This is a genomic window from Pseudomonas sp. GW821-FHT09C10 (assembly GCF_059418085.1).
On the sequence record NZ_JBWKPE010000007.1, the window covers coordinates 55,600 to 80,383 of the forward strand.

Below are 24,784 nucleotides of genomic sequence, written 5' to 3' on the forward strand. Positions count from 1 at the left end.
CCTCAGGAAGTCAATTTATCCAAATCTTCTGCTGATAGACGTTTGAGAGCCTCCAAGGATTTAGCCAATGCGTCCTGCACCGGCGAATTATTTGTCTGCTGGCCTGCCACATAAGCGCTGAAATCGGCCAGGGTCGGGGTGGTGAAGATCGATTTGACGTCGAATTCGGCGTGCAACTGCTCGCGCAGGCGCACCACCACCTGGGTCGCCAGCAGCGAGTGGCCGCCCAGTTCGAAGAAGTTGTCGTTCAACCCCACGCGCGGTACCTCCAGGACTTCGGCCCAGATCGCGGCGATCTGCTGCTCCAGCTCGCTCTGCGGCGCGACGTACGCCCGCGCGTGCAAGCTCGCGTCCGCCTTGGGCAAAGCCTTGCGATCCAGTTTGCCGTTGGGGCTCAGAGGCATCTGCTCCAGCAGCACCCATTGGGCGGGCACCATATAGTCCGGCAACTGCTGGGCGAGATGGGCGCTGAGCACATCGCGCCAGTCGTCCCCGGCGTTTTGCAGCACCAGGTAGCCCACCAGGTATTTACCGTCGACCGCCAGCACGGCAGCCTCACGGACCCACGCGTGTTCCAGCAGGCGCGCTTCGATTTCCCCCAGCTCGATGCGCAGGCCGCGCAGCTTGACTTGATGGTCGATACGCCCGGCATATTCGATCACGCCGTCTGCGCGGTAGCGTGCCAGGTCACCGGTGCGGTACAGGCGCTCGCCCTGGATGAACGGGTGGGCGACAAAACGTTCGGCAGTGAGGGCCGGGCGGCGGTGGTAACCCCGGGCCAGGCCGATGCCGCCGAGGTACAACTCGCCGAGCACGCCGACTGGTACGGGCTCGAAGTGGCTGTCGAGGATGTAGCAGCCGAGGTTGGCGATCGGGCGGCCAATCGGCACGGCATCGCGGCCTTCATCCACGCAGGTCCAGTGAGTCACGTCGATGGCGGCTTCGGTCGGGCCGTACAGGTTGTAGAGCCCGGCCTGGGGCAGCTTGGCGAAAACCTGCTGCTGGGCATCTACCGGCAACGCTTCACCGCTGCACACGATGCGCTGCAGGCTTTGGCAGGTCGACACCGCCGGATCCTGCAGGAAAGCCTGCAGCATCGACGGCACGAAGTGCAGCGTGGTGACCTGCTGTTGATTGATCAGGTTGATCAGCCTGGCCGGATCACGATGATCACCGGGCGCTGCAACCACCAGGCGCGAGCCGGTCATCAGCGGCCAGAAGAACTCCCACACCGACACGTCGAAGCTGAACGGGGTCTTTTGCAGCACCGCGTCGCTGGCGTCCAGGGCATAGGCTTCCTGCATCCAGTGCAGGCGGTTCAGCAATGCCGAATGACGGTTGCCGGCGCCTTTGGGCTGGCCGGTGGAGCCCGAGGTGTAGATCACGTAGGCGAGGTTTTCGCCGTCCAGGGCGATGCCTGGGTTGGCGTCGCTGTAGCCCTCGAAGGCAGACTCGCCCAGCACCAGGGTTTCCAGGCCTTGGGGAATCGGCAGCTGTTCACGCAAATGCGCCTGGGTCAGCAGCAGTTTCACCCCGCTGTCGTCCAGCATGTAGGCCAGGCGTTCGCGCGGGTATTCCGGGTCCAGCGGCACGTAGGCGCCACCGGCCTTGAGCACCGCGAGCAGGCCGACGACCATGTCGATGGAACGCTCCACCGCCAGGCCCACCAGTACGTCCGGCCCTACGCCGGCCTCGATCAGGCGATGGGCCAGGCGGTTGGCGCGGCAGTTAAGCTCGACGTAGCTCAAGCGCTGCTCGGCGAACACCAGTGCCGTGGCGTCCGGCGTGTGCGCCACCTGCTGTTCAATCAGCTGATGCACGCCGTGCTGCAACGGGTAGTCCCGCGCCGTGGCGTTCCAGTCCTGTACCACTTGCCGGCGTTCGGCCGCATCGAGCATCGCCAGTTCGCCCAGGCGCTGCTGGTCGCCCTCGAGCATGGCTTGCAGCAGGTTGAGCAGATGGCGGCCGTAGGTTTGCACCGTGTCCGGGTCGAAATGCGCACGCGCAAAGCTGAACTGCACCGACAGCGTGTCACCGACGTCCACCAGCACCGTCAGCGGGAAGTTGGTCTGCTCGCGGGACTCCGGCAGGCCAAAACGGATACCGCTGCCGCCACTCTGTTCCAGGGCCTTGGACACCGGGTAGTTCTCGAACACCAGGATATTGTCGAACAGGGCTTCACCGCCCTGCCCGGCCCAGCGCTGGATATCGTACAGCCCGGTGTGTTCATGCTCGCGCAAGGCCAGGTTCTGCGCCTGCACCCTTTGCAACCAGTCGGCCACGGTTTGCTCGCCCTCCACTGCGCAGATCACCGGCAGGGTATTGATGAACAGGCCAATCTGCTGCTCCACCCCCACGAGGTCTGCCGGGCGCCCGGCCACGGTGGCACCGAACGACACCACCGCCTGCCCGCTATGGCGCTGCAACAGGACCAGCCACGCCGCCTGGACCAGGGTGTTGAGCGTGACCTTATGGCTGCGGGCGAAGGCCTCGAGGCGCCCTGTCAGCGGGCGATCCAGGCTCAGCGCGTGCTCGCCGTGCCCGTCCGCCGCCATGGGCTGGCTGCGGCCCAGGCGAGTCGGCGCTTGCAGTGCACTCAACTGCTCGCGCCAGAAGGTTTCGGTCGCACCGGCATCACGCTGCTGCAACCAACCGATGTAATCGCGATAGCGTCCGGCCGCGTCGGGCACCGCCACGCCGGCGTAACGTTGCAGCACTTCACCGAACAGGCGCGAATTGCTCCAACCGTCCATCAGGATGTGATGGCTCGTGTAGATCAGCTCATGGCGTTGCTCGTCGGTGCGCACCAGCACCAGACGGACCAGCGGCGCCTTGGCCAGCTCAAAACCCTGGCGACGCTGGGCTTGCTGCAGGTCTTGCAACGCCAGCTCAGGCTCCGGCATGGCGCGCCAGTCGAGCAGTTCGATGGGCAGCCGGGCCTCGCGGTACACCACCTGGCAGGGCCACTCCAGCTGGCCCTCCCAGAAAAACCCGCTGCGCAGCACGTCATGGGCCTGCACCGTGGCATCCCAGGCCTGCTGGAAGCGCGCCACATCCAGGCCCTCGGCCGTCACGCGGATCTGGTTGATGTAGTCGCCGGCGGCCTGTTCGTACAGGGTGTGGAACAGCATGCCTTGCTGCATGGGCGACAAGGTGTAGATGTCGTCAATCCCATCGGCGGCCAGCGGCAAGGACTCAAGCTGCTGCTGGTTCAGGCGTGACAATGGGAAGTCCGAGGCCGTCACGCCGTGATTGCCGGGGGTGCAGCAATGTTCCACCAATGCCGTCAGCTCACGGCTGAAGGCCTGGCTCAAGGCGTCGATCTGCGCGGCCTCGAACATCAGCGGGCTGAAGGTCCAGCCCATGTGCAGTTCACCGCCGAATACCTGGCCGTTGAGGGTCAGCCAGTTGCCCAGCGGCGCCTCCGGGCTCTGCTCGGCTCCGGCGCTTTCCGCTGCGAGTACAAACAAACCGTCCGGCTGGTCAAAGCTGGCGTCGATCTGGCCCAGGTAATTGAAGGTGATGCGCGGCACCGGCAATGCGCTGAATGCCTGGCGCGTGGCCTCGTCGCCGAGGTAGCGCAGCGCGCCGAAACCTAGGCCCTTGTCCGGCACGGCGCGCAGTTGCTCCTTGATCTGCTTGATCGAGGCGCCAAGGGATTCGGCCGGGGTCAGGCGCACCGGGAACAGGCTGGTGAACCAGCCCAGGGTACGGGTCAGGTCGATATCCTCGAACAGGTCTTCACGGCCATGGCCTTCCAGTTGGATCAGGCTGGAAGCCTGCCCGGTCCACTGGCAGATGACACGCGCCAGGGCGGTCAGCAGCAGATCGTTGATCTGGGTGCGATAGGCCGCAGGCGCCTGTTGCAGTAATTGCCGGGTGTGCTCGGCGTCCAGTCGGCTGACCACTGTCTGCGCCAGGCGGCCAGGACGCGCGCCTTGGGGATCACGGCAGGGCAGATCGGTCGGCACGTCCTGGAGCTGTTGCAGCCAGAAGTCTTTTTGCGGCTGTACCGCTTCGCTGCGGGCATGGGCCTGCAAACGCTCGGCCCAGGCCTTGAACGACGAGGTCTTGGCCGGCAACGGCTGTTGGCGGTAGAGGCTTTGCAGGTCCTCGAGGAACACCCGCCAGGACACGCCGTCCACCACCAGGTGGTGCATGACCAGCAACAGGCGTTGGGAACCATCGGCCAGTTCGGCAAGCACCGCACGCAACAAGGGCCCGTGTTGCAGGTCGAGGCTGCGCTGGGCTTTTTCGCACAGCGCGGCCAGCTCGTCGGCATCCGCCACCGTGGCCTGCCACAGCACCTCAGGGCTGGCGGCTGCATGCTCGGCCCGCCACCCTTCGGCGGCCTGGCTGAAGCTCAGGCGCAGCACATCGTGGTGGTGGACGATGGCGTGCAAGGCCGCTTGCAGCCGATCTGCCCGCACCGGCTCGCGTGGCCTCAGCAGCAAGGACTGGTTCCAGTGGTGGCGGTCCGGCATGTCCATCTCGAAGAACAACTGCTGGAACGGCAGCAACGGCGTCTCGCCCTGCACCGGGCCCTGGTCAAACACCTGGGCAACCTGCAACTGCGCCACCCGCGCCAGGCTGCGCACGGTCTGGTGCTGGAACAACGCCTTGGCGGTGAAATGGATACCGGCGGCGCGGGCGCGGCTGACCACCTGGATTGAAATGATCGAGTCACCGCCGCGCTCGAAGAAGTTGTCGTTCAAGCCCACCTGTTCGACGCCCAGCACCTCAGCCCAGATCGCCGCGATCTGCTGCTCCAGGGCACTTTGCGGAGCTTCGTAGTGGTGGGTGGCTTCGGGTTTGGGCAGGGCCTTGCGGTCGAGTTTGCCGTTGGGGCTCAGGGGCATCTGCTCCAGCAGCACCCACTGTGCCGGGACCATGTAGTCCGGCAGGTGCTGGGCCAGGTGGGCGCCGAGGACTTCGCGCCAATCATCGCCAGCGTCCTGCAGCACCAGGTAGCCCACCAGGTATTTACCATCGACCGCCAGCACGGCGGTCTCGCGGACCCACGCGTGTTCCAGCAGGCGCGCTTCGATTTCCCCCAGCTCGATGCGCAGGCCGCGCAGTTTGACTTGATGGTCGATACGCCCGGCGTATTCGATCACGCCGTCTGTGCGATAGCGTGCCAGGTCGCCGGTGCGGTACAGGCGCTCGCCCTGGATGAACGGGTGGGCGACAAAACGTTCGGCAGTGAGGGCCGGTCGGCGGTGGTAACCCCGGGCCAGGCCGATGCCGCCGAGGTACAACTCGCCGAGTACACCCACCGGTACGGGTTCAAAGTGGCTGTCGAGGATATAGCAGCCGAGGTTGGCGATCGGGCGGCCGATCGGCACGGCGTCGCGGCCTTCATCCACGCAGGTCCAGTGGGTTACGTCGATGGCGGCCTCGGTCGGGCCGTACAGGTTGTAGAGCCCGGCCTGGGGCAGCTTGGCGAAGACCTGCTGCTGGGCGTCCACCGGCAGGGCCTCGCCGCTGCATACGATGCGCTGCAGGCTTTGGCAGGTCGACACCGCCGGGTCCTGCAGGAAGGCCTGCAGCATCGACGGCACGAAGTGCAGCGTGGTGACCTGCTGTTGATTGATCAGGTTGATCAGCCTGGCCGGATCACGGTGATCACCGGGCGCCGCAACCACCAGGCGCGAACCGCTCATCAGCGGCCAGAAGAACTCCCACACCGACACGTCAAAGCTGAATGGGGTCTTTTGCAGCACCGTGTCGCTGCCGTCCAGGGCATAGGTTTCCTGCATCCATTGCAGGCGGTTCAGCAATGCCGAATGACGGTTGCCGGCGCCTTTGGGCTGGCCGGTGGAGCCCGAGGTGTAGATCACGTAGGCGAGGTTTTCGCCGTCCAGGGCGATGCCTGGGTTGGCGTCGCTGTAGCCCTCGAAGGCAGACTCGCCCAGCACCAGGGTTTCCAGGCCTTGGGGAATCGGCAGCTGCTCACGCAAATGCGCCTGGGTCAGCAGCAGTTTCACCCCGCTGTCGTCCAGCATGTAGGCCAGGCGTTCGCGCGGGTATTCCGGGTCCAGCGGCACGTAGGCGCCACCGGCCTTGAGCACCGCGAGCAGGCCGACGACCATGTCGATGGAACGCTCCACCGCCAGGCCGACCAGCACGTCCGGCCCTACGCCGGCTTCGATCAGGCGATGGGCCAGGCGGTTGGCGCGGCGGTTCAGCTCGGCATAACTGAGCGACACCTCATTGAAACGCAACGCCGGTGCATCCGGCTGCGCCTGCACCTGGGCCTCGATCAACTGATGCGTCCACTGCCCTTGGGGGTAGTCGCGCGCGGTGGCGTTCCATTGAGCGAGTATTTGCTCGCGCTCAGCGGCGTTGAGTGTCGCCAGGTCGTGCAAGGGCGATGCAGGATTCGCCACGGCTGCCCGCAACAGGCTCAGCCAATGTTCGGCCATGCGTGCGACGGTGGCGGCATCGAACAGGTCGGTGGCGTAGGTCAGGGACGCCCAGATCGCGTCGCCGCTTTCCTGGGTGTCCAGGCTCAGGTCGAACTGGGCGCTGTGGCTGTCCCATTCCAGGTTGGCCACGCGCAGGCCCGGCAATTGCTGCGCGGCGGCGGGTGAATTGGCCTGGTGGTTGAACATCACCTGGAACAGCGGGTTATGGCTCAGGCTGCGCTCCGGTTGCAGGGCTTCCACCAACTGCTCGAACGGCAAGTCCTGATGGGCCTGGGCCTCCAGCGCACGGCGCTTGGTCTGCTGCAGCAGCTGGGCGAAGCTCATGTGACCATCGAGGTCGGCCTTGAGCACTTGGGTATTGACGAAGAAGCCAATCAGCGATTCGGTCTCGACCCGGTTGCGGTTGGCAATCGGCACGCCGATGCGGATGTCCTGCTGGCCGCTGTAGCGGTACAGAAACGCCTGGAACGAGGCCAGCAGCAACATGAACATCGTCACGCCTTCGCCCTGGGCCAGGGCTTTCAACCCTGCCACCAGTGCCGGTTCCAGCGCGATGTCCAGACGCGCGCCACGGAAGCTCTGTTGCGCCGGGCGGGGCTGGTCGAACGGCAACTCCAGCACCGGCTGCGTGCCGCTGAGCAATTCGCGCCAATACGCCAGTTGACGGGCCTTCTCCCCCGCTTCCATCCAGCTGCGTTGCCACAGCGCATAGTCGGCGTACTGGATCGGCAGCGGCGCCAACGCACAGTCCTGACCCTGGCTGTAGGCGGCATAGAGTTGCATCAACTCCTGCACCATCACACCCATCGACCAGCCATCGGAGACGATATGGTGCTGCACCAGCACCAGCACGTGCTCCTCTTCGCTCACTGCGAGCAAACTGACCCGCAGCAACGGGCCTTGCTGCAAGTCGAAGGGACGAGCGATTTCGGCTTCGACACGGGCCTTGAGCTGCGCTTCGTCGACTGCGCTTTCGGCGATCTCGACCACCCCGTGAGCCAGCACCTCCTGAGTACGTGCCTCGGCGTCCAGGTGCAGGCGTGTACGCAGGCTTTCATGGCGCGCCACCAAGGTGTCGAAACTGCGCTGCAGGGCGGCCTTGTCCAGCTGGCCGCTCAGACGCAGGGCGCCGGGGACGTGATAAGCGTCACTGTCCGGGTCCAACTGCCAGAGAAACCACTGCCGTTCCTGGGCGTAGGACAACGGCAGTTTCCGGCCGTCCTCGCGGATCGAGGCAATCGGCAACTGGGCGAAGCTCATGCCCCGGCTTTGCAGGCGCTGGTAAAACTGCTGGCGCTGTTCCAGAGGCAGGCGAAGAAAGCGCGAAACCAGATCGATATTAGGGTTGGAAAGCATGGGTCAAATCGCCTCTAGTTCGCTCAAAAAGTCACGAAGATCATCAAAGTCTTCCGCGCTGCCGGCGCGGAAGGTGGCAGCCGCCTGCACATAGGCGCGCAGCGTTTCAGTCTGGAACACTTCCACCAGCGGCACTTCCAGGCCCAGCTCGGCCTGGACCCTGGAGGTGATCTGGATCGCCAACAGGGAGTGGCCGCCCACTTCAAAGAAGTTATCGTTCAAGCCAACCTGCGGCAGGCGCAGCACGTCGGCCCAGATCGTGGCGATCTGCTGTTCCAGCTCGGTCTCGGGGGCCACATAGGCCTGTTGCATAAGGCTCGCATCCGGTTGCGGCAGGCCCTTGCGGTCGAGCTTGCCGTTGGGGGTCAACGGCATTTGCGCCAGGAAGATGAAATGCGCCGGGACCATGTAGTCCGGCAGGCGGGCCTTGAGTGCGCGACGCAATGCGTCACGGAACTCGGCTTCGTTGGACGGGGCGGACACCGGAACCACATAGGCCACCAGCTGTTTGCCGGTCGGGCCGTCCTGGGCCACGACCACCGTTTCACCGACACTGTCCTGTTCACGCAGACGCGCTTCGATTTCCCCCAGTTCGATGCGGAAACCACGGATTTTCACCTGGTGGTCGACGCGACCGAGGTAATCCACCACGCCATCCGGACGGCCACGGGTCAGGTCGCCGCTGCGATACACGCGGCTGCCCGGCGTGCCGAACGGGTCCGGCACGAAGCGTTCGGCGGTCAGCGCCGGACGTTCCAGGTAACCACGGGCCACGCCCTCGCCGCCCAGGTACAGCTCACCGGCGACGCCGATGGGTTGCAGGTTGAGTTGCGCGTCGAGCACGTAGCCGCTGCGGTTGCCCAGCAGCGTGCCGATTGGCGCGTAGACGGCACCGCAAGGATCGCCTCGGCGGGCTTTCCACAGCAACGGCGTGACCACGGTTTCGGTCGGGCCGTAGCCGTTGAACAGGTAGGTCGGTTTGAGCGCGCGCCAGGCCAGGTCGTAGCTGGCTTGCGCCACCGCATCGCCGCCAAAGCAGTAGACCCGCACCTTTGGTGGATTGCCGTCGCGCTCGGCATGCTCGGCCAGCTGCTGCAGGTACACCGGCGGAAACACCGCCATGGTCACGTTGTGACGGTGCATCTGCGCGTAGGTGTACTCGGGCAGCCACAGGCTGTCGTCACGGATCAATACGCTGGCGCCGTTGATCAGCGGGTGCATCCAGCCTTCGTGGGAGCCGTCGAAGGCGAACGACATGAAGTGCAGTTCGCAATCGGCCGGCGATGTTTCATAACGCTCGCCGGTGGCGATGATGTGCGCTACCAAAGGGCCATGGGACACCGCCACGCCCTTGGGCATGCCGGTGGAACCGGAGGTGTAGATCACATAGGCGAGGTTGTCGCCGTGCAGTTTTACCGCCGGCGCGGTGTCGTTGTAGTCGGCCCACGCCTCGGTACGATCGATGGCCAGCGTCTGCATGCCGTCGGGAATCGGCAGTTGCGGCAACGCACTGGTATGGGTCAGCAGCAGTTGCGCGCGGCTGTCCTGCATCATGTACAGCAGGCGATCACGCGGGTATTCGATATCCAGCGGCACATACACACCACCGGCTTTCATCACCGCGAGGAACGCTACCAGGCTCTCGGCACTGCGCGGCATGGCAATCGCCACGCGCACTTCGGGGCCGACGCCACGGGCGATCAAGGCATGGGCCAGGCGGTTGGCCTGGCGGTCCAGCTCGCCATAGCTCAGGGTTTGCGCATCGAACTTGACCGCTACCGCAGCGGGGTTTTCGACGGCGCGGTCGGCCACCAACTCGTGAACAAAGCGCTCGGCCGAAAAGCCGGCGTCGGCCTGGTTCCACAGTTGAAGGATGTGCCGTTGCTCATCCTGGTCCAGCAGGTTCAGTTGGCTGACGAGCTGCTGCTGATCGGCAACCATCGCCTGCAACAGGTTCTGCCAGTGGCAGGCCATGCGCTCGATGGTGGCGGTGTCGAACAGGTCGGTGGCATAGCTCAGCGACGCGCGCAATTGCGCCTGGGACTCCTCGATATCGAGGGTCAAATCGAACTGCGCAACCGCCTCATCCCAACTGACCGGGCTGAGTTGCAAGTGCTCGAGGTGCTGGAGATGCCCGCCTGCCAGGCTGACATGGTGGTTGAATGCGACCTGGAACAACGGGCTCAGGCTCAGGCTGCGCTCGGGCTGCAACGCCTCGACCAATTGCTCGAAAGGCAGGTCCTGATGGGCCTGGGCCTCCAGGGCACGCTGTTTGACCTGGGCCAGTAACGCGCGCACGGTGGTGTGCCCGTCAATCTCCGCCTTGAGTACCTGGGTGTTGACGAAAAAGCCGATCAGGCGCTCGGTCTCGATCCGGTTGCGGTTGGCGATGGGCACGCCGACGCGAATGTCCTGCTGCCCGCTGTAGCGGTGCAACAACACCTGGTAAGACGCCAGCAACAGCATGAACAACGTCACGCCCTCACGCTGGGCGAGCGTCTTGAGTTCATCCAGCAACGGCGCCGCCAGTGGGATGTTCAAGCGCGCCCCTCGATGGGTCGGTACCGCCGGGCGCTGATGATCGAACGGCAGTTCCAGCACCGGTTGCTCGCCGCCAAGCTGACCGCGCCAGTAATCCAGCTGCCGCGCCTTCTCCCCCGCTTCCATCCAGCGGCGCTGCCAAAGGGCGTAGTCCACGTACTGGATGGGCAGGTCAGGCAATTGCAGCGGTTGGCCCTGGCTGTAGGCGGCATAGAGCTGGACCAGCTCGTCCACCATCACCTGCATCGACCAGCCGTCGGAGATGATGTGGTGCTGCACCAGCACGAGCACGTGCTCATCCTCGGCCAACCGCAACAAGCTGACACGCATCAGCGGCCCCTGGCGTAGATCGAACGGCTGGGTGATCAGGGTTTCCACCAGGGCTTTCAGGCCGCCCTCGTGGGTTTGGAGCAAAGCAAGCTCGAGGCGTCCTTGTGGCTTGATCACCTGCACGGTGCGCTCGCCCTTCTCTTGCAGGTGCGTACGCAGGCTTTCGTGGCGCGCCACCAGCGTGTCGAAGGCACGCTGCAATGCCGATGTGTCCAGGCGGCCTTTCAGACGCAATGCGCTCGGCACATGGTAGGCCGCACTGTGCGGGTCCAGCTGCCAAAGGAACCACTGACGCTCCTGGGCGTAGGACAACAACAGCGGCTGGTCACGTTGGACGCTCACCAACGCCGGCGTCGAATCACCCTCGGCGCCCAGCGCCCGGACAAAATCCGCCAGCAGCGGGTGCTCGAACAGCGCCTTGAGGCTGACCTCAACCCCCAGGCCATGACGTACACGGGACACCATCTGTGTGGCGAGCAACGAATGCCCGCCCATGTCGAAGAAGTGATCGTTGAGCCCTACCCGCTCGACCCCCAGCACCTGGGCCCAGATGGCCGCGACCTGTTGCTCCAGCTCCGTGATCGGCGCGATCCAGTCAACCTGGGATTGGCTGGCGTCGGGCGTGGGCAGTGCGGCACGGTCCAGCTTGCCGTTGGGGCTCAATGGCAGGCGGTCCAACACCAGCAGGTGCGCCGGGACCATGTAGTCCGGCAGCTCGTCGCGCAGCGTGGCCTTGAGCTGGGTGCGCCATTGCGCTTGTTGCACTTCGGACAGTGGCCGGTTGGCGACGATGTAGCCGACCAGCTGGTTATCAGCCGCGATCACCAACGCCTCGCGCACACTGGCCTGGGCCAGCAGGCGTGCTTCGATTTCGCCCAGCTCGATGCGGAAACCACGGACTTTGACCTGATGGTCGATACGCCCCACATACTCGATCATGCCGTCGCCGCGATAGCGCGCCAGGTCACCCGTGCGGTACAGCCGGCCCGCACCGTCGGCGCAGAACGGATCAGGCACGAAGCGTTCCGCCGTCAGATCGGGACGGTTGAAGTACCCCCGCGCCAACAGCGGCCCGCCGATCACCAGCTCGCCCGCGACCCCCACCGGTACCGGGTTGAGGTTGGCGTCCAGCAGGTAAATGGCGCGGCCGTCCAGCACACGACCGATCGGCATCATCGACGGCAAGGCTTCGCGCCCGTCGACGTACGCGGCGCAGTCCAGGGCGGTGGCGGTGACCGTGGCCTCGGTGGGGCCATAGGTATTGAGCAGGCGCACGTGGTGCAGACCGGCTTCACGCCAGGCGCTCAGGCCTTCGGGCGGCATGGCTTCGCCACCGATGTGCAACTGGCGCAAACGTCCGTAGTCACGCGGGCCACGCTCGGCGAAGTCACGTACCAACGCCAGCCAGTAGGCGGTCGTCAGGTCGACCACGGAAATATCGTGGTCGAGCAATTGCCGGTAGAACGTGTCGCTGTCCCACAGCTCGCCACCACGCACCACCACCGCGGCACCGCAGCACAGCGCGGGGTATAGCTGCTCGACGAAACCGTCGAAGTTGAAGGTGCCGAATTGCAGCACACGATCATGGGGCTGCAGCGCGAACAGCTCGGTAAAGACTTCCACATGCCGCGCCAGGGAGGCCTGGTCGATGCCTACGCCTTTCGGGCGGCCGGTGGAGCCGGACGTAAACATCACGTAGGCCAGGTTGCTCGGCAACGCCCGTGGCGCCGGGTTTTCCCCGCTGTAGTCGGCCAGCCAGCCGGCGCCATCTTCCAGGCAGACCAACGCCAGGTCGGCGGTCAGCGGCAGTTGCTCCAGCAGCGCCTGCTGGGTCAGCAGCAGGTGCAAGCCGCTGTCCTCGATCATGCATTGCAGGCGCTCGGCGGGGTATTTCGGGTCCAGCGGCACGTAGGCGCCACCGGCCTTGAGCACCGCCAGCAGGCCAACGACCATCGCCAGGGAACGGTCCACCGCGACGCCCACCAGGGTGTCGGCGGCGACGCCCAGTTCAACCAGGCGATGGGCCAGGCGGTTGGCGCGCAGGTTGAGTTCGGCATAGCTCATGCGCTGCTCGTCGAGGATCAGCGCGACGTTATGCGGACACAGCGCCGCCTGTTGTTCGAAGCGCTGCAACACGCTCGCCTGGGCCGGGCGTGCGACATCGCGCGGGTTCCATTCCTGGAGCACACGCAGGTGTTCATGGGGCCGCAGCAAGGGCACCGCGCCCAATGCCTGCCCGGGGGCATCGGCGAACTGCTGCAGCAGTTCCTGCAGGTACGCACCAATGTGCTGTACTGCGTCTTCGTCGAAGTCTGCCCGCTGGTATTCCACGTGCAGGCTCAAGTGTTGGCCGCCGTGAATCGTGAGGGTCAGCGGGTAGTTGGTGCGTTCCTGATGGCTGACGCCACTGAAGCGCAGGCCATCCTCGCCCGACGACTCCAGGCTCTTGGCCACCGGGAAGTTTTCGAACACCACCAAGGTGTCGAACAGCGCCTCGCCGGCCGAACCGCCCCAGCGTTGAATATCGAACAGCGGCGTGTGCTCGTGCTCGCGCATTTCCACATTGAGCGCCTGGACGCTACGCACCCAGTCGCCGACGCTTTGTGACGGATTCGCCACGGCGATCAGCGGCAAGGTGTTGATAAACAAGCCGACCTGTTGCTCGACATTCGCCAGCTGCGCCGGGCGCCCTGACACGGTGACGCCGCAGGCGACGCTGGCCTGGCCGGTGTAGCGCTGCAGCAGCAGCAACCACGCCGATTGCACCAGGGTGTTGAGGGTCACTTGATGTGCACGGGCGAACGCGGCCAGATGGCGGGTTCGGGTTTCATCCCATTCCCACAGGATCTGCTCATAGCCGTCGCCGCTGTGTGGCGCGGTCCTGGCGATGCTGCGAGCCAGATGCGTGGGCGCGTCCAACTGCGCCAGACGCTCGCGCCAGAACGCCTCGCCCAGCGCCGGATCCTGCTGTTGCAGCCAGGCAATATGCGCGGAAAACGCCGCGCCTGTCGGCGGCAATGCCAGGCCCTTGCAGGCTTGCAGCACCTCATTGAGGACCAGGGCATTGCTCCAGCCATCCATCAAGATGTGGTGGCTGGTGTAGATCAAGTGCCAGCGCTCTTCGCTGACCCGCACCAGCGCCACCCGCAGCAACGGCGGACGGGCCAATTCGAAGCCCTGGCGCTGGTGTTCGGCCGCCAGGTCGTCGAGCGTCGCGCCGGGGTCTTGATGCCCGCGCCAGTCCAATGCGTCGAACGGCAGGCTGACCTGGCGATGCACCACCTGCAGGGCCTGGCCCTGGTCGTCCTGCCAGACAAACCCGGTGCGCAGCATGTCGTGCCGCGCCAGCACCTGTGCCCAGGCACGCTGGAACAGCTGCACGTCGACGCCTTGCACATCCGCGCGCAACTGGCTGACGTAGACGTCGTCCTCACCCTGTTGATAGAGGCTATGGAACAGCATGCCCTGCTGCATCGGCGACAACGGGTACACGTCCTGTACGTCACGGGCGGGCAGCGCGAGGTCGTCCAGCTGCGCCTGGGTCAGTTGCGCCAGGGTCACGTCGGCCGGGGTCAGGCCGCCCTGTTGCGGATCGATGCAATGGGCGATCAGCGCCAACAGCTCCTGCCGATAGTCATCCGCCAGGCGCTGCACCGTCGCCACCTCAAACATCTCGCGGCTGAAGCCCCATTGCAGGGTCAGCTCACCGCCGTACACCTGCCCTTCCACGGTCAACCAGTTGGCCAGCGGTGCCTCGGCATCCTGGGCCTGGCCGCTGCCCTGGGTAGACGGTACAAACAACGCGGATTCGTTGAACTGGCGGTCGAACTGGCCCAGGTAGTTGAAGGTAATGCGTGGCGCGGCCAGGTCCGCCAGGGCTTCGCGGGCCGCAGGCGGGCCGAGGTAGCGCAGCAGACCGTAGCCGATGCCTTTGGCGGGCACGGCACGCAGTTGCTCCTTGACCGCCTTGATCGCGGCCGACAGCTCGCCGTCGGCTTGCAGGCGTACCGGGAACAGGCTGGTGAACCAACCCACGGTGCGGGTCAGGTCGACATTGTCGAACAGGTCTTCGCGGCCATGGCCTTCCAGCTGGATCAGTGCGGCGGCCTGGCCGCTCCAACGGCTGACCACCCGCGCCAGGGCCGTCAGCAGCAGGTCATTGACCTGGGTGCGGTAGGCCGCTGGCGCGTCCTGGAGCAGTTGACGGGTGTGCTCGGCGTCAAGGCGGATTTCGAGCTTGCTGCCCAATCGGTTTTGCAGGCCGCCCTGGGGGTTGTCGCACGGCAAGTCCGCGTCCACCGACTGCGCCTGCCAGTACGCCAACTGATCGTCCAGCGTGCGGGCATGGGCTTGCAACTGTTCGGCCCATAGCTGGTAGGCGCTGGTCTTGGCCGGCAACGATGCCTGGCGGTAAGCCTGTTGCAGGTCTTCCAGGACAATGCGCCAGGACACGCCATCGACCGCCAGGTGATGGATCACCAGCAGCAGGCGCTGGCTGCCATCGGCCATGCTCACCAACGCGGCACGCAGCAGCGGGCCTTGCGCCAGGTCGAGGCTGCGCTGGGCTTCATCGCACAACGCCGCCAGCTCATCGTCGCTGCCGGCGTGGGTCTGCCACAGACCTGGCGCGGTGATCGGCGCGGCATAGGCTTGCTGCCAGGTGTCGGCCTGTTGCACAAAACGCAGGCGCAAGGCGTCGTGATGGTTGATCACCTGGATCAGGGCGGCTTCCAGGCGTGCCGGTTCCAAGCGCTCGCGCGGGGTCAACAACAACGATTGGTTCCAGTGATGACGCGCGGGGATCGCCTGGGCGAAAAAGCTTTGCTGCACCGGGGTGAGGATCACCTCGCCGCTGGCAGGGCCTTGGTCGATAACGGTGGAGTGCTCGAAGCTGGCCACCAACGCCAGGCTGCGCACGCTCTGGTACTGGAACAGGTCGCGCGGGCTGAGGCGAATCCCCGCCTGGCGCGCGCGGCTGACCACCTGGATGGAGATGATCGAATCGCCGCCCAGTTCGAAAAAGTTGTCGTCCAGGCCCACCTGCTCGATGCCGAGCACATCGCTCCAGATCGCCGCCAGGGCTTTTTGCAGGTCGTCTTGCGGCGCGATATAGGCCTGTTGTGGCGTTGCATCCGGTAACGGCAGGGCCTTGCGGTCGAGCTTGCCGTTGGCGGTCACCGGCAGCTTGGCCAGGGGCACCATATGGGTCGGCACCATGTATTCCGGCAGGCTGCCGAGCAGCCAGGCCTTGAGGTCGGCGGGCGCCTCGCCCTCCAACACCAGGTAGGCCACCAGTTGTTTGCCGCCGTGCACCAGCACCACCGCCTCACGCACCGCTGGGTGTTGCATCAGGCGCGTCTCGATTTCACCCAATTCGATGCGCAAGCCGCGCAGCTTGACCTGGTGGTCGAGACGGCCAAGGTAGTCGATCACACCGTCGTCACGCTGGCGCACCCGGTCGCCGGTACGGTACAGGCGTGCGCCGTCACCAAAGGGGCTGGGCACAAAACGTTCGGCGGTCAGTGCCGGACGGCGGTGGTAGCTGCGCGCCAGGCCGGTGCCGCCGAGGTACAGCTCGCCGGCCACGCCGGCAGGCACCGGGTTGAGCTGCGCGTCGAGTACGTAGGTGCCGAGGTTGGCGATCGGGCGGCCGATGGGCACGGCGTCACGGCCTTCGTCGATGCAGGTCCAGTGGGTCACGTCGATGGCAGCTTCCGTCGGGCCATAGAGGTTTAACAAACCGGCCTGGGGCAGCTTGGCGAACACCTGCAGTTGCGCATCCAGGGGCAAGGCTTCGCCGCTGCACACGATACGCTTGAGGCTGGCGCAGCGCTGCACGTCCGGCTCATGGATAAACGCCTGGAGCATGGACGGCACGAAGTGCAAGGTGGTGATCCCGTGCTCGCCGATGGTCTCGATCAGGCGCGCCGGCTCGCGGTGTTCGCCAGGGGCGGCGACCACCAGGCGGGCGCCGGTCATCAGCGGCCAGAAGAACTCCCACACCGACACATCAAAGCTGAACGGGGTTTTCTGCAGCACCGCGTCACTGGCATCCAGGCCGTAGGCCTGCTGCATCCAGCACAGGCGGTTGACCAGTGCGCGATGGCTGTTGCCGGCGCCCTTGGGCTTGCCGGTGGAACCGGAGGTGTAGATCACATAGGCCAGGTTCAGCGCGTGGATGTCGACGGCGGGCGCTGCGACGCTGTAAGCGTCGAGCCAGCCGAGCGCCTGGTCAAGGAGCATCACCCGAATGCCTTCGACAGGCAGCAGTGGCAGCAGGCTATGCTGGCTGAGCAGCAGCTGGATGCCGCTGTCTTCGATCATGTAGGCCAGGCGTTCCTGGGGATATTCGGGATCGAGGGGGACGTAGGCGCCACCGGCCTTGAGCACCGCCAGCAGGCCGATGACCATCTCGATGGAACGCTCAACGCAGATACCCACCAGCGCATCAGGACCGACCCCGTGGTCGCGCAAGGCATGGGCCAGTTGGTTGGCACGGGCGTCCAGTTGCGCGTAGGTCAGCGTGGTCGCGCCGAACACCAGCGCCGGCGCATCCGGCGTGCGCTGGACCTGGTCCTCGATCAGGTGATGAATGCCACGCTCGGTGGGATACGCTTGCGCGGTCTGGTTCCAGATGTGCACCAGCCTCTGTTGCTCATCGACAGCCAGCATCGGCAACTCGCCGATACGCTGTTCGCCATCGGCCACCATGGCCTGCAACAGGCTGATCCAGTGGCGTGCCATCCGCGCGATGGACGGCGCGTCGAACAGGTCATTGGCGTAGGTCAGCGCGGCGTGCAAGGTGCCGGATTTTTCATAAGTGTCGAGGGTCAGGTCGAACTGGGTGGTGCGGCCTTGCCACTCCACCAGGGCCAATTCCAGGCCAGAGGCGGTGCTGACCGAGGCGATGTCGGCCACCACCGGCTGATGGTTGTACATCACCTGGAACAGCGGCGTATGGCTGAGGCTGCGCTCGACCTTCAGGGCTTCCACCAGGCGCTCGAAGGGCAATTCCTGGTGCGCCTGGGCGCCAAGGGCGTGCTCCTTGATACCTTGCAGCAACTCGGCGACGCGGGTTTGCCCGCTCAGCTCAGTGCGCAGGACTTGTGTGTTGACGAAGAAGCCGATCAGCCCCTCGACTTCCGTACGGTTGCGGTTGGCGATCGGCACGCCGACGCGGATATCGCCCTGGCCGGTGTAGCGATGCAGCAACACATTGAAGGCGCCGAGCAGCAGCATGAACAGGGTGACGTTGTGCTGTTGCGCGCAGGTGCGCAACTGCGCGGCCAGCGCCGGCTCAATCGCGAAGGTGTGGCGGGTGCCCTGATAGCTGGGCATGGCCGGGCGCGGGCGGTCCGTCGGCAGTTCCAGCACCGGATGCTCATCACCCAGGCGCGCCTGCCAGTATTCCAATTGACGGGCCTGCTCGCCGGCTTCCAGCCAGCGGCGCTGCCACAGGGCGTAGTCGCTGTACTGGATCGGCAGCGCCAGCAATGGCGGCGCTTCGTTGCGCTCATGGGCATCGTAGAAACGAATGAACTCGTCGATCAACACGTTCATCGACCAGCCATCGGAGACGATATGGTGCAGGGTCAGCAGCAGTACGTGTTCCTCGGCATCGAGCTTGAGCAGTTGCACGCGCAGCAGCGGGCCGTGTTCCAGGTCGAACGGCAGCAGCGATTGGCGGGTGGCTGCATCGTTGACGGCGTGTTCGCGTTCGGCCGCGGCCAACGCCGTCAGGTCCAATTGCTCAATGGCCAACGACGGCTGTACGGCCACCTGCATCAGGCGCTCATCGGCCTGGCGCTGGAACACCGTGCGCAGGGTTTCATGACGCTCCACCAGGCTGGCAAACGCCTGCTCCATGGCACCCAGGCTCAGCGCACCCTTGAGGCGCACCGCGCCCGGCAGGTTGTAGGCGCCGCTGCTCGGGTCCAGTTGCCAGAGAAACCACATGCGCTGTTGCGCATAGGACAGCGCCTGGCGGTCCTCTGCCTCCACCCCGGCCGGAATCGGAAACCGCGAAAAATCCACCCCTTCTTTCTGCAGTGCCTGCAGGAACAGCTGGCGTTTTTCCAGGGGCAACCCGATAAACCGGCGAGCAAGTTTCAAGGAGTCTTCAGCATTCATTTGTTGGAGTCCGGAGCAATAGGCAGGAAGCACAAAGGCACGTCGTCCCTATAAAACGAACCGGACAGGGAAAAATTAGCGGGGGATGGGAGGCGTAGAGCGAGCTGTCATCAAGGGTTACATCAATCCTCGGGAAACACCCACGAACCCCAGCTAGCATTGACGAACACCACTTTTTGCAACTACATTTAGTTACACGAAGGGAACGCCGTGTCCAAAAATGAAAAGCTGCTCGCCAAATTGCTCAACGAGCAGATGGCATTTACCTGGCCAGAGCTCGTCACGCTGCTGCGTCGTCTCGGCTACACACAGATTGAGGGGGCTGGAAGCCGGGTCAAGTTCGACATCGGCGATCCGAGCGCAATGATCACCTTGCACAAGCCTCATCCCGGCAACGAACTGAAACACTACATTCGGCGCCAGATCATCGAACAATTGAAATCAGGAGAACTGATTCAGTGAACAACCAACTGAAACACAATGGCTACATCGGCTCTATCGAAGCAAGCCTCGAAGACAATTGCCTGTTCGGCAAGATCCTGTTCATCAAGGCACTGGTGAGTTACGAAGGCAAAACCGTCGCGGAACTGGACGCCGCGTTTCGCGAGGCGGTGGACGACTACCTCGCTACCTGCCAGGCCCTTGGGCAAACACCGGAGAAACCGTGCAAAGGCTCTTTCAACGTACGGGTCGGCCACGACCTTCATCTTGCCGCCGCCCTTGAGGCGACACGTAAAAAGGTGACCCTGAATGACCTGACGCGCCAGGCGCTGAACGAATTCCTGCAACACCACCGAGGGGATTCCTGCCCCGTGACTGGCTGACGTTTCATTGTGGGTTGTGATGCTCAACCCAACCGCCGATACCCGAGCACCGCTGCCCCCATCACCACCGCCCCCGCCGCCAGCGCGACCCAGAACCCGCTGGCTGCCCCGAAGTGATCGATCATCCAGCCGGAGCTGGCGGCACCGATGGCCACGCCGATGCTCAGGCCGGTGATCAGCCAGGTCATGCCCTCGGTCAGGCGGCTCGCGGGCACGCTCTTTTCCACCAGGGCCATGGACACGATCAGGGTAGGGGCGAAGAACAGTCCGGAAATGAAGATGGCCACTGCCAGGCCCGGAATGTGGGTGACCAGCAGCAACGGCAAGGTGGTCAACGCCGTGGCCACGCCGCAGAACAGGAACTGCCGGGGCAGCGGCGCCTTGAGCTTGAGGGTGCCAAAGGCCAGCCCCGCCAAGCACGAGCCGATGGCGTACACCGAGAGCACGATGCTTGCCGCCGCCGGCTGGCCCTGTTGCTGGGCAAAGGCCACGCTGACCACATCTACTACGCCCACGATCACCCCCATGGCCAGCAGCAGGATCATCAGGATCAGTACCGACGGTGAGGCGATCAGCCAGCCCCGATGGTGAGCGTGGTGTTCATGCACCGGGGGTTCGGTCGCGCGTTGCAGCACAAACGTGGTAACCCCAACCGCCAGCAGCAGCGCGGCCACCAGCGGCCCGGCTTCGGGGAACAGCACCACGCTCAAGCCCACCGAAATCGGTGGACCGATGATAAAGCACACCTCATCCAGCACCGATTCCAGGGCGAATGCGGTTTGCAGCCTGGGCTGGCCGCGGTACAGCTCGGTCCAGCGCGCCCGCACCATGGCGGACATATTCGGCATGCAGCCCGCCAGGGCAGCAAACAGGAACAGCGTCCAGGTCGGCGCCTGCAACCGCGTGCACAGCAACAGCAGCAACAGCGCCCCGCCGCCGATCAGGGCGGCAATCGGCAGCACCCGGCCCTGGCTGTACCGGTCCACCAAGCGTGACACCTGCGGCGCGCAAAACGCCGTGGCCAGGGCGAACACCGCCGCCACCGAACCGGCCAGGCCATAGCCGCCGTGCACCTGGGAAAGCATGGTGATCAAGCCAATACCGGCCATGGACACCGGCATGCGTGCCAGCATGCCGGCCAATACGAAGGCCCGAGCGCCAGGAACCTGGAACAATTCGGCATAGGGGTTCGCCATGACTTAAACGCCTTGAGTCCTTAAATTGCGCATCCTTTTATCACACCAACCGCTTGATCTGCTTATGCCGCCACACCAGCCGGTAGTACGCGGTCTGCAACCCCAGCATCGCCAGGTACGTCACCGGGAACGCCATCCAGACGCCTTCCAGGCCGAAGTGCGCATTCAGCAGGTACGCCATCGGTAGCTCGACACACAGCACGCAGAAGATCGAGATCGCCACCGGCATCAGCACCACGCCGCTGGCGCGCATGATCCCGCCGATCACGGCCTGGAAGCCGAACACGAGGATGCTCCACAGCATGATGTGCAGCAGGTGCTCGGCATTCACGCGTGCAGCGTCATCGGTGATGAACAACCCGAGCAACCAGTGCGACAACAGATAGCCCAGCACAATCAGGCCCCCGGTCAGGCACGTATTGATCAACAGCCCGGTACGCAGGATCGGCCCGATACGCTCCAGCCGCCCTGCCCCAATCGCCTGGGCGCCGAGGATCGACGCGGTGATGGCAATCGACAAGGCCGGAAACTGCACGTAGTTGACGATCTGCGTCACCGCGCCATAGGCCGCCGTGGCCTGAGACCCATGGCCATTGACCAACGCCAGGATGACCAGCTCCGAGAGCGACAACACCACCATCTGTAGGCCAGTAGGTAAGCCGATGCGTAGGACCTTTCCCAAAATCACGCGATCCAGGCGCAAGGCCGCGAGCAACTCGCGGTCCGGTGCCATCACATGGTTTTTATGGCGCAGGCGCAGGATCAGAAACAGCATCGCCGAAGCATTCCCCACCAGGCCTGCGTATACCGCACTCTGGATACCCAAGGGCGGCAGGCCGATCCAGCCGCGAATCAGCGCCGGCGTCAGCAGCAGGCCGACCAGGGTCGAGACCATCAGCGCCAGCAGCGGCGAGATCGTGTCGCTGACCCCGCGCAACAGCTGGGTGTAGAGGATAAATACCAGCAGCAGCGGCATGATCAACATCATCATCTGGGCATAGCCCACGGCATCATCGAGCACATCGATCGGCGTACCCAATGCCTGCAACGCCGGGCGCGCAAACAGGCTGCCCAGCACCGCTGCGATCAGGCCCACCAGCGCGCCAAGGGTCAGGGTGGCACCGGTAATCGCCTTGACCATCCCGGTTTCCTGGGCGCCCCAGGCCTGGCCGATCAGCACCGAGGCGCCCGCCCCCAGGCCGATCACCAGGGCAATGAAGAAGAACACGATAGGGAACATCCCCGACACCGCCGCCAGCGCCTGGGTGCCGAGCATCTGCCCGACATAAATGCCGTTGAGGGTGCCGGAAAAGCTTTGCAGGAAATTGGACAGCACCATCGGTGCCAGAAAGATCAGGTAGATCTGCCACAGCGGGCGTTGCAAAGGGCTTTGCATGAAAAACGGGGCCTCGGAGAACTAAAGCGTCCGAGGGTTATACCGTAATTGGATCCCATCTTCCCGTGCTTTATCCGGTTGCAGGCCCGTGGCCTGGCAAGCCATCAGGCGATACGCTTGCCGGTCGCACCTGATCTGTTCCGATAGATCGTACCGGCGGCCATCCGGATGGACGTGACGCGTGGGAAACGCACCATAAAAAGGTTTTCGCCCATCCGTTTTTGCATGGCCCTGTAAGTCAAGCCTTATCCGGTCTACTTAGTATTACTGAGCATATAGTCGAGGTTGTGTATATCAAACCGACCGTCCTCAACCCCGCGCCCAGAGTCGCTAATGCCAATATCCAACTCCCGTAGAAGTCCTGGACGCAGCAGCATCTCAGCCGCCGCTTCACGCGCGTCGGGGTTGAATGTTCGATCCGACGGAATCACACCTGCGGCTTCTTTCAACTCGTTGACATTAACGTAGCCGTCGTTAGCGCCAGCGGTGTATTGCCTGAAATTATCTTTTATGACTTGAACAAGATCGTGATCGCTGACAGCCCTGAATTTGTTCGATGCGTCACCTAGATCATCCCTGGAGAACGCACCGTCCAACTTTCCGCTGCGGCCTTGGTCGAGTTGTTTGAATTGATCGCCCCGTGACAGCATTTCCTGAGCAATCTCCATCTCATCTTGAGTGGCTGGCCGACCATCCAGGTGATATCCGCCCGCGACTGAACTCAGAGACTTGTCAGTGATGAATCCTGGCTTATTCGGATCTTCCAGGGCGCCGAAACGGGCCAGGACTTTATTGGAAAAGTCTTCCTTGCTGTCGTTGGCATACGGACTGAATTCAGACCTCGGAGCCTGACCGCCGTAGGCGCCCCCTGTGTAAGAAGGCTGCGGCGCAAAGTAATCTTGATTCATGCGTAGTTGGCGCATACCGCCGAACATGCCACCCAGGCCGGTTTGCATGCCCCGCGAGTTGGAGAACATGTTTTGCGTGGCATACAGAGCCATAGTCTCTTGCACATCCCCTGGGCTGATAAGGCCATCTTGCTCGCCGCCGTTGGTGATACCGTCCAGCACGTTAGCCATTTCAGGATTACGGGTGATCTCCCGGGCGAGCATTGTCATCCGATCATGGTAGGTATCTCCGCTCATTGGACGATTGCCCGCGTGCTCAAGCGAGTCACGGGAAACGAAGGGAGATCCTGGCGTTCTGAAGTAATCGAAGTTGTTTGCAAACTCTCCCAAAATACGCGTGGGAGGCAAGCCTGCACCACTATGTGCAGGCTGACCTACGCCACGCCATTGGCCATTGCTGACTGGCATAGGGGAAAAGGCAGGTTCATTTTTCATGCAATTTCGCGCAGGCGGACAAAACATGCTCATAGTAGTACCTCGGTAATGGAATCCTTCACTGCCAGCCCAGGACACCCCCGCCCTGGATCAACGCTCCATGTGTGGCGGCCTGCAACTTAACGGTTCCCATGATCCGGGATAAAAGGACAATCGACTGCACGAACATGATATTTCCATGTTCAGACCAAGCCCCGTACCACTTAGAGAAAAACCCTCACGACCAAGTAGGCATCGCCTTCTGGTTCAACGCCGCCCAGGTCAATCGCCAAAAGCCATCGAGGGCCGGCGCAAAGTCGGGTCAAATGGGTTGATGCGCGGCCCGATCGCCGTCGCTTCGCGCTTGAGCAACTCCACCACCATCGGCAACCGGCTCGGCCCCAATCGATCACTGATGGTCGCCACACTCAACGCCGCCACCGCATGCCCATCGCGATTGAGGATCGGCACCGCCAACCCGGCCATGCCTTCCAGCACCCCGGTATTGCGCGCCGCGTAGCCCAGGGTGCGCACGTTCTCGACCTCCGAGCGCAACAGCACTTCGTCGTACAGGTGGAAGTCCTTGAGCCGTGGCAGGTTGTAGCGGATCACCGTCTCGCGCTCTTCCTCCGGCAAAAACGCCAGGATCGCCAGGCTGCCCTGCCCCACGCCCAACGCGACGCGGCCGCCGATATCGCCGGTGAAGGTGCGGATCGGGTACGGGCCTTCGCTGCGATCCAGGCAAATCGCATCGAAGCCGCTGCGCGCCAGCAGGAACAACGAATCCCCCAGTGAAGCGCTCAGGCGCAACAAGCTTGGCCGCACCAGGTCGCGCAGGTTACCGGTCTTGCCCGCGTTGGCCGCCAGGGCGAAGAACTCCAGGCTCAGGCGGTAGCGTTTGCTGCGCGCGTCCTGCTCGACCATGCCTTCATCCATGAGGCTGCGCAGCAGGCGATGGGTGGTGGGCTGGGACAAACCGACCTGTTGCGCGAGCTGGGTCACGCGCTCGCCGCCCTCGGGCACTTCACCCAAGGCCCGCAGCAGCGCAAACAGCCGAGACACCCCGCCAGCGCCGACTTCCTTATGGGTTTCATTCCGCTCAATGGAATCCATAACACTTAATCTCACTTATAATTTTGATGAACGAATAAAACTGAAAATAGTAGTCCGTTGAGTGAAATTCCATCTTTCGCCCATCCTAGTCTTCGTCCTAATCTGCGTCCACAGGGGCGAAATGAACAACTAACGGCAGCCGACCCAG

The 24,784-nt window shown here is 63.9% G+C and carries 8 protein-coding genes; 2 read left to right on the forward strand and 6 right to left on the reverse strand.

The window, feature by feature from the left end; translation table 11 throughout:
* Positions 1-2: 2 nt before the first annotated feature.
* Together AC07OT_RS15125 and AC07OT_RS15130 are read right to left on the reverse strand one after the other, a co-directional pair.
* Entirely contained in the window at positions 3-7,784 is a 7,782-nt protein-coding gene (locus tag AC07OT_RS15125; RefSeq protein ID WP_495108391.1) for an amino acid adenylation domain-containing protein, read from the reverse strand.
* 3 nt (positions 7,785-7,787) lie between these two features.
* Complete coding sequence (locus AC07OT_RS15130) at positions 7,788-18,785, reverse strand: amino acid adenylation domain-containing protein (protein ID WP_495108392.1); 10,998 nt, start codon at positions 18,783-18,785, stop codon at positions 7,788-7,790.
* A 210-nt stretch (positions 18,786-18,995) separates the two neighbouring features.
* On the opposite strand from AC07OT_RS15130, the gene AC07OT_RS15135 reads away from it, so the two are divergent.
* On the forward strand, positions 18,996-19,247 hold the full coding sequence (locus AC07OT_RS15135; RefSeq protein WP_027607491.1) for a type II toxin-antitoxin system HicA family toxin: 252 nt from the start codon (positions 18,996-18,998) through the stop codon (positions 19,245-19,247).
* On the forward strand, positions 19,244-19,609 hold the full coding sequence (locus AC07OT_RS15140) for a type II toxin-antitoxin system HicB family antitoxin (protein ID WP_065939763.1): 366 nt from the start codon (positions 19,244-19,246) through the stop codon (positions 19,607-19,609). Before AC07OT_RS15135 ends, AC07OT_RS15140 begins: the two co-directional genes overlap by 4 nt.
* Positions 19,610-19,632: 23 nt before the next feature.
* Here AC07OT_RS15140 and AC07OT_RS15145 read toward each other — a convergent pair whose 3' ends face one another.
* The 4 genes from AC07OT_RS15145 to AC07OT_RS15160 all read right to left on the reverse strand — a co-directional run bounded on the left by AC07OT_RS15145 (position 19,633) and on the right by AC07OT_RS15160 (position 24,636).
* Complete coding sequence (locus AC07OT_RS15145) at positions 19,633-20,805, reverse strand: MFS transporter (protein ID WP_115489114.1); 1,173 nt, start codon at positions 20,803-20,805, stop codon at positions 19,633-19,635.
* 40 nt (positions 20,806-20,845) lie between these two features.
* A complete protein-coding gene (locus tag AC07OT_RS15150; RefSeq protein WP_495108393.1) occupies positions 20,846-22,201 on the reverse strand; it encodes an MATE family efflux transporter in 1,356 nt (451 codons plus the stop codon).
* A 254-nt stretch (positions 22,202-22,455) separates the two neighbouring features.
* Complete coding sequence (locus tag AC07OT_RS15155; RefSeq protein ID WP_495108394.1) at positions 22,456-23,544, reverse strand: hypothetical protein; 1,089 nt, start codon at positions 23,542-23,544, stop codon at positions 22,456-22,458.
* 261 nt (positions 23,545-23,805) lie between these two features.
* A complete protein-coding gene (locus AC07OT_RS15160; RefSeq protein WP_495103074.1) occupies positions 23,806-24,636 on the reverse strand; it encodes an IclR family transcriptional regulator in 831 nt (276 codons plus the stop codon).
* Between the last annotated feature and the right edge of the window lie 148 nt (positions 24,637-24,784).

What these genes read in the sequence shown, in the direction of transcription:
- AC07OT_RS15125 (WP_495108391.1), bottom strand. Translation starts at nt 7,784, where the DNA reads ATGCTTTCCAACCCTAATATCGATCTGGTTTCGCGCTTTCTTCGCCTG.
- AC07OT_RS15130 (WP_495108392.1), bottom strand. Translation starts at nt 18,785, where the DNA reads ATGAATGCTGAAGACTCCTTGAAACTTGCTCGCCGGTTTATCGGGTTG.
- AC07OT_RS15145 (WP_115489114.1), bottom strand. Translation starts at nt 20,805, where the DNA reads ATGGCGAACCCCTATGCCGAATTGTTCCAGGTTCCTGGCGCTCGGGCC.
- AC07OT_RS15150 (WP_495108393.1), bottom strand. Translation starts at nt 22,201, where the DNA reads ATGCAAAGCCCTTTGCAACGCCCGCTGTGGCAGATCTACCTGATCTTT.
- AC07OT_RS15155 (WP_495108394.1), bottom strand. Translation starts at nt 23,544, where the DNA reads ATGAAAAATGAACCTGCCTTTTCCCCTATGCCAGTCAGCAATGGCCAA.
- AC07OT_RS15160 (WP_495103074.1), bottom strand. Translation starts at nt 24,636, where the DNA reads ATGGATTCCATTGAGCGGAATGAAACCCATAAGGAAGTCGGCGCTGGC.